Here is a 10,830-nt window from a genome sequence, read left to right on the forward strand (position 1 = left end):
ATTAGCCAATTTTCCGCGCAAAGCCTGCTATTGATCGCTTTTGTTGCAAACGCTGACGCAGGCGGGCCCTGTGCTAAGCTGGCGACCCTTTTTTAGCAGTGGAGTCTGGGCGATGAAGGCACGCATCCAATGGGCGGGCGAAGCCATGTTCCTCGGTGAGTCGGGCAGTGGCCATGTGGTGGTCATGGATGGCCCGCCGGAAGCCGGTGGCCGTAACCTGGGCGTACGCCCGATGGAAATGCTCCTGCTGGGCGTAGGCGGTTGCAGCAATTTCGACGTGGTCAGCATCCTGAAGAAATCCCGCCAGGCCGTGGAAAGCTGCGAAGCCTTCCTGGAAGCCGAGCGTGCCACTGAAGACCCCAAGGTATTCACCAAAATCCACATGCATTTCGTGGTGAAGGGCCGGGCGCTGAAAGAAGCCCAGGTCAAGCGTGCTATCGAGCTGTCGGCCGAGAAGTATTGCTCGGCGTCGATCATGCTCGGCGCGGCCGGTGTGGCCATCACCCACGATTACGAAATCATCGAGTTGGGTTGATCACTCAATCGGCGGGCAAAAAGAAAGGGCGCTGTGATAGCGCCCTTTTTTCGGTTCGATGCATTCAAATTCTATAGGTGCTTTTGGTCATGACTTTGGCCAAGAGACTCATGCCGAACCGCACCGGCGCCGGAAACCGGAAACCGCCCGCATCCAGCGCGCTTTCCGCGTGGTGTTCTTCATCGATGCGCATCTGCTCAAGAATCGCCCGGGACTTTTCGTCCTCGGCTGGCAGTTGTTCCAGATGCTCATCCAGGTGTTTGCACACTTGATGTTCGGTCGCGGCGACAAAACCCAGGCTGACTTTGTCGCTGATCAGGCCGGCAGCGGCGCCAATCCCGAACGACAAACCGTAAAATAAAGGGTTCAGCACGCTCGGGTGACTGCCCAATTGGCGAATGCGTTGCTCGCACCAGGCCAGGTGGTCGATTTCTTCCTCGGCGGCATGTTCCATGGCGGCACGGACCTGCGGCAGCTTGGCGGTCAGGGCCTGGCCCTGGTACAGCGCCTGGGCGCAGACTTCGCCGGTATGATTGATACGCATCAGGCCGGCAACGTGGCGGGTCTCGGTCTCGCTCATCTGGGCGTCGGGCTGCACGATCGCGGGCGAAGGGCGATACGGCTGGCCGCTGAATGGCAGCAGCGTGCGCATGGCCATATCGGCTTGCAGCAACAGACGGTCAATCGGCGAGTAGTGACGTTGGGTAGTCATGCTGACCTCCGGGAAGAATCTCGGCGGCCAGTTTACCGCAAGAGAGGGGGAAGCGTTTGCGCTGCATCAAGGACATGGGGTCGCAGCCTGGGCTGCGACCTTTGCTGAAAAGCTGATCAGCCCGGCGGCCAGTTCATCTGGCGCTGACCCAGCACATGCATATGGATGTGATAAACGGTCTGCCCGCCTTTCTGGTTGCAGTTCATCACTACCCGGAAACCTTCTGCACACCCTTGTTCTACAGCCAGGCGCTGGGCGGTGAACAGGATATGACCGGCCAGGGCTTTATCTTCTTCAGTCAGGTCATTGAGCGTGGGGATGTGTTTCTTGGGAATGACCAGGAAATGCACAGGCGCCGCCGGATGGATGTCCTTGAACGCGAGGACTTGATCATCTTCGTAGATGATATCCGCGGGTATTTCTCTGTTGATGATCTTGGTGAACAGAGTATCCACAGCTGTTTCTCCATTATGAATGTGCAAGGTGAGTGTACTCAGCCAATCAACGTGGGCAATAGGCCTTGTTGATGGCGCCGGCAATCTTGCGGGTCAGCCAGCGTGGGCTGAAACGCGGGCTGAAGGCGATCCAGCGGTTGCGACGGCCGGGGATGATGATGGCTTTGTTCTTTTCCAGTGCGCGCACGGTATAGAGCGCCACTTCCTCGGGGCTCATCAGTTGCTGGCTGCGGTCGAGCTTGGCGGTGTCCATCTGCGCGGTGCCGAAGAACGCGGTGCGTGTCGGGCCGGGGCAGAGCACCGAGACCTTGATGCCGCAGGTTTTCAGTTCTTCGCGCAGGCCTTCGGAGAAATGCAGTACATAGGCCTTGCTGGCGTAATAAGTGCTCATCCACGGGCCGGGCTGGAACGCCGCGATGGACGCCACATTGAGAATCTGCCCTCCGCCGTGCAGCGCCATGGTGTTACCGAGCGCGTGGCACATACGGGTCAGGGCGAGGATGTTGACCTCCATGAGGTCTTGTTCGGTCATCCAGTCCTGGGCCAGGAATGGCCCGCTGGTGCCGATGCCGGCGCAGTTCACCAGCAGGTCGATCTGCCGCTCGCCTTCTTCAAGCTCCAGCAGGAACCCGGACAAGCGCAACGGCTCGCCCAGGTCGCAGGCTCGGAACAGCACCTCGACGCCAAACCGTTGGGTCAATTCGATTGCAATGCTTTCCAACTGATCACGCTGGCGGGCCACCAGAATCAAGCTGCGGCCGCGACGGGCCAGGGCTTCGGCCATGGCCAGGCCAATGCCGCTGGAGGCGCCGGTGATCAGAGCGTAACGGGTCATGCCTTTCTCCATCGCAACGCCGCCGCGCCTGTGACAAAGGCATCACAGGCCGGGGGCGTTTCTTCACTGTTCTGGAGAGTCTACAGGTTCGCCCGCTTCGTCAGCACTCTGTGCTTCGTCTTCTTCGACGGTCGCGGCTTGGTCGGCATCTTCATCTGAGGTGATGGAGCTGCTTTCGTAGCTGCTGTCCATGTTGGCTTCGAGCTGGTTCAGGTAACCGTTCATGCCCAGGGTCACCACGATGGCAAGCATGACCGGGATAAACGCCAGCCACAGGGTGGCCAGGACTTTTACCGCCGTGGAGTTGCGTGGTGGTGGCGCGCCGTACTGGTTGGCGCCTGCATTGCCCGGCAATACCAGCAGCAGGATCGGGAAGACGCTGTTCACCAGCGGAACCAGGTTGAGGAAGTACAACCAACCCGACCAACCCAGGTCGTGCAGGCGCTGCACACCGATTTGTACACTGACCCAGACCAGCGCAACAAACAATGCGAGGCCCAGCAATACGCCGAGGATGGTGCCAGCGGTCGGCGAAGCGGTGGCAACGGCAAAGCTGACGGTGCTGATGATACCGCCGGCAACCAACAGTGCCAGGGTCAACACCAGGGTCCAGGCGAGATAACGCAGACGACCGATGCGCCCGTGGATAGTGAACACCTTGAGGGTGGCGTACTCCGGCAGGTCATCACCCACGGCGGAGCGCGGTGGTGCATACGGTGAGGCCGCAGGGCGCGAGAAACTGCCAGAGTCTGTCTCGTGAGTTTCAGCCAGGCTGAAGGCCACAGGCTGTTCGGGCTCAATGCGCGCATCGACACCGGCGTTTTTCAGTGCGGTGAGGTAGGTTTCCGCATCCGGGTGCGACAGGTCACGTTTGAGTGCGACAGGGCGACCGGTGAAGAGCTTCTCGATGGCTTCGACGTCACTCTTGAACAGCTCGGCCAGGTTCAGCTTGGCCGTGGTGCTTTCGACACCCGGGAGCAGGGCTCCATCAAACACAATCTTGAAACGGTTGTCGCTCATGCGGGCTTCCTTGTCACTTGATTCAGGGAGGTAGTGCAGGCCGGCTCAAGCAGCAGGCCATGCGATGGGTCAGCGCGGCCAGCGCAATTGAGCTGCCTGTTCACGGGCCTTGCGGTATTCGGCATCCAGACGGGCAACCAGTTCATCGACGCTGGGCAAATCATCAATCTCACCGACACCTTGGCCGGCGGACCATACAGTCTTCCATGCCTTGGCCTCGTCGCTCAACGGCTTGAGCTTGGAACCGAAGTTGACTTCGCCTTTGCCTTGCAAGGCGGCGAGGTCGAAACCGGCGTTTTCCAGGCTCTGGCGCATAAAGCTGGCGGGCACGCCGGAGACAGCGGGAGTGTGCACGATGTCGGCCGCGCGCGATGTGAGCAGCATCTCTTTATAAGCATCCGGGGCGTGACTTTCGGTGGTGCCGATAAAGCGTGTGCCGAAGTAGGCCAGGTCTGCACCGAGCAACTGGGCGGCGAGAATCTCGTGCCCGTGGTTGAGGCAGCCGGCCAGCAGCAGGGTCTTGTCGAAGAACTGGCGAATCTCGGCAATCAGCGAGAAAGGGCTCCAGGTGCCGGCATGGCCGCCAGCACCGGCCGCGACGGCGATCAGGCCATCTACGCCGGCTTCGGCAGCCTTCTCGGCATGACGTCGGGTGGTGACGTCATGGAACACCAGGCCACCGTAGCTGTGTACGGCGTCTACCAACTCCTTCACGGCGCCCAGGCTGGTGATGACGATCGGCACTTTGTGCTCGACGCAGATCGCCAGATCCGCCTCGAGCCTTGGGTTGCTGTTGTGCACGATCAGGTTGACGGCGTAAGGCGCGGGGTTGTCCAACTGGGCCAGGCCCGCTTCGATTTCCTCCAGCCAGGCCTTGAATGCACTGCTTTCACGTTGGTTGAGCGCCGGGAAACTCCCGACCACCCCATTGCGGCAGCACGCCAGGACCAGTTGCGGGTTGGAAATCAGGAACATCGGCGCCGCCACGACGGGCAGGCGCAGGCGTTGTTCAAGCAGAGCGGGCAATGACATTGGAGGTACCCCGAGTAATTGAAGTTAGAACGGTTTGACCACGACCAAAATTACGATAGCCAGCAATATCAGAACGGGCACTTCATTGAACCAGCGATAAAAGACATGGCTGCGGGTGTTTTCGCCACGCGCAAAACGTTTTACCTGTGCGCCGCACATGTGGTGGTAGCCAATAAGCAGCACGACCAGCGTCAGCTTGGCGTGAATCCAACCGCCCGAGTGAAAGATGCTCGGGTTCAGGTAGATCAGCCAACCGCCGAAGATCAGCGCGGCAACCATTGCCGGCCCCATGATGCCGCGGTACAGCTTGCGCTCCATGACGCTGAAACGTTCCTTACTGACAGTGTCGTCGCTCTGCGCGTGATAAACGAACAGGCGGGGCAGGTAAAACAGCCCGGCAAACCAGCAGACAATGCTGACGATATGAAAGGCTTTGACCCATAGATAAAGCATTTTTAGTTATTCCCAGGTTCACGGTAGCCGAGATAGTAGTGGCTCATGCGCCCGTACGTCACGTTGACGGTTGTCGCAGGACGATACGGCCCCTATTATCGACGGCTTTCCAGTGGGTTCGTTGAGGGCAGGTTTATGGTCAAGGTCGGTATCGTCGGCGGCACGGGTTACACCGGTGTCGAATTGCTGCGTCTGTTGGCACAGCATCCGCAAGCTGAGGTGGTGGTCATCACTTCCCGATCCGAGGCCGGGCTGGCCGTGGCCGATATGTACCCGAACCTGCGAGGCCACTACGACGGCCTGGCGTTCAGCGTTCCGGACATCAAGACTCTGGGCGCCTGCGACGTGGTGTTCTTCGCTACCCCGCACGGTGTTGCCCACGCATTGGCCGGTGAACTGCTGGCGGCGGGTACCAAGGTGATCGATTTGTCGGCGGATTTCCGTCTGCAGGACGCTGACGAGTGGGCCAAGTGGTACGGTCAGCCTCACGGTGCGCCGGAGCTGTTGGAAGAGGCGGTGTACGGCCTGCCGGAAGTCAATCGTGAGCAGATCAAGCAAGCGCGCCTGATCGCGGTGCCGGGTTGCTACCCGACTGCTACTCAATTGGGTTTCCTGCCCTTGCTGGAAGCCGGGCTGGCGGACGCTTCGCGTTTGATCGCTGACTGCAAGTCAGGTGTCAGTGGTGCCGGTCGTGGTGCGGCGGTTGGTTCGCTGTACTCCGAGACCTCGGAAAGCATGAAGGCCTATGCGGTGAAAGGTCACCGTCACTTGCCGGAAATCCGCCAAGGCTTGCGTCGTGCGGCGGGTAAGGATGTGGGCCTGACCTTCGTGCCTCATCTGACGCCGATGATTCGCGGCATTCACTCCACGTTGTACGCGACTGTCGTCGATCGCTCGGTAGACCTGCAGGCGCTGTTCGAGAAGCGTTATGCCAACGAACCGTTCGTCGATGTGATGCCTGCTGGCAGCCACCCGGAAACCCGCAGCGTGCGCGGTGCCAATGTGTGCCGGATTGCCGTACACCGTCCGCAGGATGGCGACTTGGTGGTGGTGTTGTCGGTGATCGATAACTTGGTCAAGGGCGCGTCTGGCCAGGCGGTGCAGAACATGAATATCCTGTTTGGCCTGGATGAGAAGCTGGGCTTGTCCCATGCGGGCATGTTGCCTTAAGGCCGGTGAGCCGTTAATCAAAAGGCCCGTTGATCGGGCCTTTTGTGTTTTTAATGGCGGCAGCGCAGATTGATATACCGTAACAATAGTTGACCGCTTTTCTAGGAGAAGCGGATAATGCCGCCATTACGCATATGGCGGCGGTACGCCGGGAGATTATCAGCATGAGCGTTGAATCCTTCACCCCCACGGCTTTGCAATTCACCCACGGTGCTGCGCACAAGGTGAAGAGCCTGGTCGATGAAGAGGGTAATGATCGCTTGAAGCTGCGCGTATTCGTTACGGGCGGCGGTTGTTCAGGGTTTCAGTACGGTTTTACCTTCGATGAAGATGTGGCCGATGATGACACCATTGTTGAGCGCGAGGGCGTGAGCCTGGTCGTGGATCCGATGAGCTTCCAATACCTGGCAGGTGCCGAGGTGGATTACCAGGAAGGTCTGGAAGGTTCGCGTTTCGTGATCAAGAACCCTAATGCCACCACGACCTGTGGTTGCGGGTCTTCGTTCTCGATCTAATTTGTAGCGCATACAAAAACGCCGCTTGGCTGTGATAGGCCAAGCGGCGTTTTGCTGTCCGGGTATTTTAGGCGGGGTAGATCGCGCCCAGTACCCGAAGCCCGCGTGCGCCGGTGACGCTCGGGCGGTTGGCGGCAATGCCTTCGAGGCAGCAGTGGGCCAGCCAGGCGAAGGCCATGGCTTCGACCCAGTCGGGATCCACCCCGTAGGTAGCGGTGCTGCTGACGTGAGTTGACGGAAGCAGGGTGGCCAGACGGTTCATCAGCGTGGCGTTGTGAGCGCCGCCGCCACATACCAGCAATGTTTCTGTCTGGGATTGGGCCGACTGTAGGGACTCAACGATCGTCAGGGCGGTCAGCTCAAGCAGCGTTGCCTGCACATTCTGAGGCTCAAATGCAGGCAAGCGGGCAAGGTGTTGGCGCAGCCATTCCAGGTTGAATACTTCGCGCCCAGTGCTCTTGGGGCCTTTGGTCACGAAGAAGGGGTCGCTGAGCAGGGCATTGAGCAACTGGGGCTCGACCTTGCCGCTGGCCGCCCACTGACCATCGCGATCAAAGTGTTCGCCGCGTTGTTGGTGAATCCACGCATCCAGTAGGACGTTGCCCGGGCCGCAGTCGAAGCCGGCTACAGGCTTACCGGTCTCGATAAGGCTGAGGTTGCTGAAACCTCCGACATTCAATACGGCACGGTTACCAGTGCGCTCGCCAAACAACGCTTCGTGGAAGGCGGGTACCAGCGGGGCGCCCTGGCCACCGGCGGCCACATCGCGGCTGCGGAAATCGCTGACCACGGTGATGTTTGTCAGCTCGGTGAGCAAGGCCGGACTACCGATTTGTACGGTAAAGCCCCGGGCGGGCTCATGACGGATAGTCTGGCCATGGCTACCAACCGCACGAATGTCTTGCGGCTTGAGGTTTTGCTGGTCGAGTAGAGCGTGAATGCCTTGTGCGGCGAGGTTCACCCAGTTCTGCTGGGCGATGGCTGAGCGGGCAATTTCATCCGGCCCGCTGGCGCATAGAGCGAGCAGCTCGGCGCGCAGGGTATCTGGCATTGGGATGTAGTGCGTGGCGATCAACTTGATCGCCGGGTCTTGCTCGATCAAGGCAATGTCCAGGCCGTCGAGGCTGGTCCCGGACATCACGCCTATATAGAGCGGCATACCTTAACGCTTCGCCGAAGCCAGCAGGGTGGAGCGCTCTTGATCCATGCGCGCCATCAACGGCTGGCTTTGTTGCATGAAGCGGGCGCGCTCGGCCTTGGCGATCGGGTCGGCCATCGGCAGTTTCTGGCCCAGTGGGTCGACGTGGACGCCATTGACCTGGAACTCATAGTGCAAGTGCGGGCCAGTGGACAGGCCGGTAGTGCCGATATAGCCGATCACTTGGCCTTGCTTCACGGTACCGCCAGTTTGCACGCCCTTGGCGAAACCTTGCATGTGGCCATATAGCGTACGGTAGGTGTTGCCGTGCTGGATGATCACGGTATTGCCGTAACCGCCGCGACGACCGGCCAACAGCACCTTGCCGTCGCCGGCAGCCTTGATTGGCGTGCCACGCGGGGCCGCATAGTCCACACCTTTATGGGCGCGGATTTTGTTCAGAATTGGATGCTTGCGACCCATGGAGAAACGCGAGCTAATACGAGCGAAGTCCACCGGGGTGCGGATGAATGCCTTGCGCATGCTATTGCCGTCGGCGGTGTAGTAGCTGCTGTTGCCTTGTTTGTTGGTGTAACGCACGGCGGTGTAGGTTTTGCCGCGGTTGGTAAAGCGCGCCGAGAGGATATTGCCCGTGCCGACGACCTTGCCGTTGGCGACTTTCTGCTCGTAGATCACGTCGAATTCGTCGCCTTGACGGATGTCCTGAGCGAAGTCGATGTCGTAGCCAAACACGCTGGCCATGTCCATGGTCATGCTGTGGGACAGACCGGCGCGGGCTGCGGATTGTGACAGCGAGCTGTTGATGACGCCGTGTACGTAGGCGGAGCGCATCACTGGTTTGGTCGTGATGCGGTTGAAGGCAAAGCCCTTGGCGCCTTTGGTCAGGGTAATGCTTTCAAGGTCGCTGACATTGCTATGCAGGTTGTGCAGTTGGCCGTCAGGCGTCAGTTCGAACTCAAGTTTCTGGCCGTGTTTGAGCTGGGTGAATTGCTTGGCTTGCTTGTCGCTGGCCAGTACTTCATTGACGGTGGCAGCGGGGAGGCCGACTTTCTCAAACAGGGTCGACAATGTGTCGCCCTTGGCCACGATCACTTCACGGTGTTGTGGGTTCTTGGCGGCGTCGGCGACCGGTGCAGGCGGCTCTTGGGCGGCTTGCTGGGTATCTTCGGGGCTGCTTTCTATCTGGGCGAACGGCGATTCAGTCGGTGCATTTGTGGCTTGTTGCGCGTCGGAAGCGTCTTGATCTTGTGTCAGTTGTTCAACGGGGCTTTCCAGGTCAAGGCTCAGGGATGTTCGTTTGGCTTCTACGTCACTGGAAGGGAATACCAGGAGTGCCAGGCTGAGAAGTGCGGCGATACCACTTGCGGCGAGCAGGTGGGTCTTCGGGTAAAGCGGCGGCGCTTTAGACGGTTCAGTGGTCATAGGTAATTTGACTTTGAAGATGAAATGGAAAAGATGAATGACATGATGAAGATGAAATAACTGTATAAAATATAACCAAATCATCTGTGGCGCAAGCTCGCGAACGCTGGGCTTGCTGAACGGTGTCCGTTCGCAGGGCAAAACTTGTAATTAGTCCCTGATCTTGTATGGTTGGTTCCCTTTTGAATCTGAGCCTTGCGGGTCTGTTATGAAGTCGGTTGAAGAGCAGCTAGCGCTGATAAAACGTGGTGCGGAAGAACTGTTGGTTGAAGCTGAGCTGATCGAAAAGCTCAAGCGTGGCCAGCCCCTGCGTATTAAGGCTGGCTTTGATCCGACTGCGCCGGATCTGCACCTGGGTCATACCGTGCTTATTAATAAGCTGCGCCAGTTCCAGGAGCTGGGGCATCAGGTCATCTTCCTTATCGGTGACTTCACCGGAATGATCGGTGATCCGAGTGGCAAGAGCGCGACGCGCCCGCCGCTGACGCGTGAGCAGGTGCTCGACAATGCCGAGACCTACAAGACCCAGGTGTTCAAGATTCTCGATCCGGCCAAGACCGAAGTGGCATTCAACTCCACTTGGATGGATCAGATGGGGCCAGCGGACTTCATTCGTCTGACCTCTCAGTACACCGTTGCGCGGATGCTTGAGCGCGATGACTTCGACAAGCGCTACTCCACCAATCAGCCGATCGCCATTCATGAGTTCCTCTATCCGCTGGTTCAGGGCTATGACTCGGTAGCCTTGCGTGCGGACGTTGAGTTGGGTGGCACTGACCAGAAATTCAACCTGTTGATGGGGCGTGAACTGCAGCGTGCGTATGGGCAGGAAGCTCAATGCATTCTGACCATGCCGTTGCTCGAAGGGTTGGATGGCGTCAAGAAGATGTCCAAGTCCTTGGGCAACTATGTCGGCATCCAGGAAGCGCCGGGTGTGATGTACGGCAAGCTGGTCTCCATTCCGGATGCGCTGATGTGGCGTTACTTCGAGTTGTTGAGCTTCCGCTCGATGGATGAGATCAATGCGCTGCGTGCTGATGTAGAGGCAGGCGCCAATCCTCGTGACGTGAAGATCAAGCTGGCTGAAGAGATTGTTGCGCGTTTCCATGGTGAAGAGGCTGCTGCCAATGCTCACCGTGCTGCGGGTAATCGTATGAAGGATGGCGAGCTGCCAGATGATCTGCCGGAGATTGAGCTGTCTGCTGCCGAGGCGATGCCGATCGCGGCTGTCCTTAATAAGGCGGGTCTGGTTAAGAACTCGGCCGTTGCGCGTGATCTTCTGGGTTCCGGTGGTGTGCGTATAGATGGTGAGGTTGTGGACCGCACCTTTATATACGAGCTGGGCGCTACCCACGTTTGCCAGGCTGGCAAGAAGGCATTTGCGCGTATTACGCTCAAATCCGAATAAAACTGAAATTAGGTATTGACGGCGAATTGTAACTCTCTATAATTCGCCCCACTTCCGGCGCAGTCGAAGCGGAAAACTCCTTGGTAAACAATGAGTTATGTAGGTTTCGGCAGT

At 58.8% G+C, this 10,830-nt stretch carries 12 protein-coding genes; 4 read left to right on the plus strand and 8 right to left on the minus strand.

The genetic code is table 11. From position 1 onward, the window contains the following. Positions 1–112 precede the first annotated feature (112 nt). Complete coding sequence (locus tag WH299_RS08185; RefSeq protein WP_005792019.1) at positions 113–535, plus strand: OsmC family protein; 423 nt, start codon at positions 113–115, stop codon at positions 533–535. A 64-nt stretch (positions 536–599) separates the two neighbouring features. Here the strand turns inward: WH299_RS08185 and coq7 are convergent, their stop codons facing one another. From coq7 to hemJ, 6 genes are all read right to left on the minus strand, one after another. Further along, entirely contained in the window at positions 600–1,247 is a 648-nt protein-coding gene (coq7, locus tag WH299_RS08190) for a 2-polyprenyl-3-methyl-6-methoxy-1,4-benzoquinone monooxygenase (protein ID WP_015886151.1), read from the minus strand. Positions 1,248–1,363: 116 nt separating this feature from the next. Further along, positions 1,364–1,702 (minus strand): histidine triad nucleotide-binding protein, encoded by a 339-nt coding sequence (locus tag WH299_RS08195; protein WP_339550011.1) that lies wholly within the window; start codon positions 1,700–1,702, stop codon positions 1,364–1,366. Positions 1,703–1,748: 46 nt separating this feature from the next. After that, positions 1,749–2,537: an SDR family NAD(P)-dependent oxidoreductase gene (locus WH299_RS08200; protein WP_016977897.1), complete on the minus strand. Its 789-nt coding sequence runs from the start codon at positions 2,535–2,537 to the stop codon at positions 1,749–1,751. A 63-nt stretch (positions 2,538–2,600) separates the two neighbouring features. After that, complete coding sequence (locus tag WH299_RS08205; RefSeq protein ID WP_339550012.1) at positions 2,601–3,557, minus strand: DUF805 domain-containing protein; 957 nt, start codon at positions 3,555–3,557, stop codon at positions 2,601–2,603. A gap of 69 nt (positions 3,558–3,626) precedes the next feature. Continuing rightward, positions 3,627–4,589 (minus strand): NAD(P)H-dependent flavin oxidoreductase, encoded by a 963-nt coding sequence (locus tag WH299_RS08210; protein WP_339550013.1) that lies wholly within the window; start codon positions 4,587–4,589, stop codon positions 3,627–3,629. Between the two features lie 24 nt (positions 4,590–4,613). Beyond that, positions 4,614–5,042, minus strand: coding sequence for a protoporphyrinogen oxidase HemJ (gene hemJ, locus WH299_RS08215; RefSeq protein WP_028618141.1), 429 nt, complete (start codon positions 5,040–5,042; stop codon positions 4,614–4,616). A gap of 135 nt (positions 5,043–5,177) precedes the next feature. On the opposite strand from hemJ, the gene argC reads away from it, so the two are divergent. Both argC and erpA read left to right on the plus strand, forming a co-directional pair. After that, positions 5,178–6,212: an N-acetyl-gamma-glutamyl-phosphate reductase gene (gene argC / locus WH299_RS08220; protein WP_010206935.1), complete on the plus strand. Its 1,035-nt coding sequence runs from the start codon at positions 5,178–5,180 to the stop codon at positions 6,210–6,212. Positions 6,213–6,376: 164 nt separating this feature from the next. Then, positions 6,377–6,727 (plus strand): iron-sulfur cluster insertion protein ErpA, encoded by a 351-nt coding sequence (gene erpA, locus WH299_RS08225; RefSeq protein WP_003176443.1) that lies wholly within the window; start codon positions 6,377–6,379, stop codon positions 6,725–6,727. A gap of 67 nt (positions 6,728–6,794) precedes the next feature. Here erpA and WH299_RS08230 read toward each other — a convergent pair whose 3' ends face one another. Together WH299_RS08230 and WH299_RS08235 are read right to left on the minus strand one after the other, a co-directional pair. After that, a complete protein-coding gene (locus WH299_RS08230; protein ID WP_126569574.1) occupies positions 6,795–7,886 on the minus strand; it encodes an anhydro-N-acetylmuramic acid kinase in 1,092 nt (363 codons plus the stop codon). A 3-nt stretch (positions 7,887–7,889) separates the two neighbouring features. Next, positions 7,890–9,308, minus strand: coding sequence for a peptidoglycan DD-metalloendopeptidase family protein (locus WH299_RS08235; protein ID WP_122729394.1), 1,419 nt, complete (start codon positions 9,306–9,308; stop codon positions 7,890–7,892). A gap of 208 nt (positions 9,309–9,516) precedes the next feature. Here WH299_RS08235 and tyrS point away from each other — a divergent pair, with 208 nt between their 5' ends. Further along, positions 9,517–10,716, plus strand: coding sequence for a tyrosine--tRNA ligase (tyrS, locus tag WH299_RS08240; protein ID WP_016977905.1), 1,200 nt, complete (start codon positions 9,517–9,519; stop codon positions 10,714–10,716). Positions 10,717–10,830: the final 114 nt, after the last annotated feature.

This window comes from Pseudomonas sp. MYb541 (assembly GCF_037479595.1).
In the GTDB taxonomy this organism is placed as follows: Bacteria; Pseudomonadota; Gammaproteobacteria; order Pseudomonadales; family Pseudomonadaceae; genus Aquipseudomonas; species Aquipseudomonas canadensis.

What these genes read in the sequence shown, in the direction of transcription:
- WH299_RS08185 (WP_005792019.1), top strand. Translation starts at nt 113, where the DNA reads ATGAAGGCACGCATCCAATGGGCGGGCGAAGCCATGTTCCTCGGTGAG.
- coq7 (WP_015886151.1), bottom strand. Translation starts at nt 1,247, where the DNA reads ATGACTACCCAACGTCACTACTCGCCGATTGACCGTCTGTTGCTGCAA.
- WH299_RS08200 (WP_016977897.1), bottom strand. Translation starts at nt 2,537, where the DNA reads ATGACCCGTTACGCTCTGATCACCGGCGCCTCCAGCGGCATTGGCCTG.
- WH299_RS08205 (WP_339550012.1), bottom strand. Translation starts at nt 3,557, where the DNA reads ATGAGCGACAACCGTTTCAAGATTGTGTTTGATGGAGCCCTGCTCCCG.
- WH299_RS08210 (WP_339550013.1), bottom strand. Translation starts at nt 4,589, where the DNA reads ATGTCATTGCCCGCTCTGCTTGAACAACGCCTGCGCCTGCCCGTCGTG.
- hemJ (WP_028618141.1), bottom strand. Translation starts at nt 5,042, where the DNA reads ATGCTTTATCTATGGGTCAAAGCCTTTCATATCGTCAGCATTGTCTGC.
- argC (WP_010206935.1), top strand. Translation starts at nt 5,178, where the DNA reads ATGGTCAAGGTCGGTATCGTCGGCGGCACGGGTTACACCGGTGTCGAA.
- erpA (WP_003176443.1), top strand. Translation starts at nt 6,377, where the DNA reads ATGAGCGTTGAATCCTTCACCCCCACGGCTTTGCAATTCACCCACGGT.
- WH299_RS08230 (WP_126569574.1), bottom strand. Translation starts at nt 7,886, where the DNA reads ATGCCGCTCTATATAGGCGTGATGTCCGGGACCAGCCTCGACGGCCTG.
- WH299_RS08235 (WP_122729394.1), bottom strand. Translation starts at nt 9,308, where the DNA reads ATGACCACTGAACCGTCTAAAGCGCCGCCGCTTTACCCGAAGACCCAC.
- tyrS (WP_016977905.1), top strand. Translation starts at nt 9,517, where the DNA reads ATGAAGTCGGTTGAAGAGCAGCTAGCGCTGATAAAACGTGGTGCGGAA.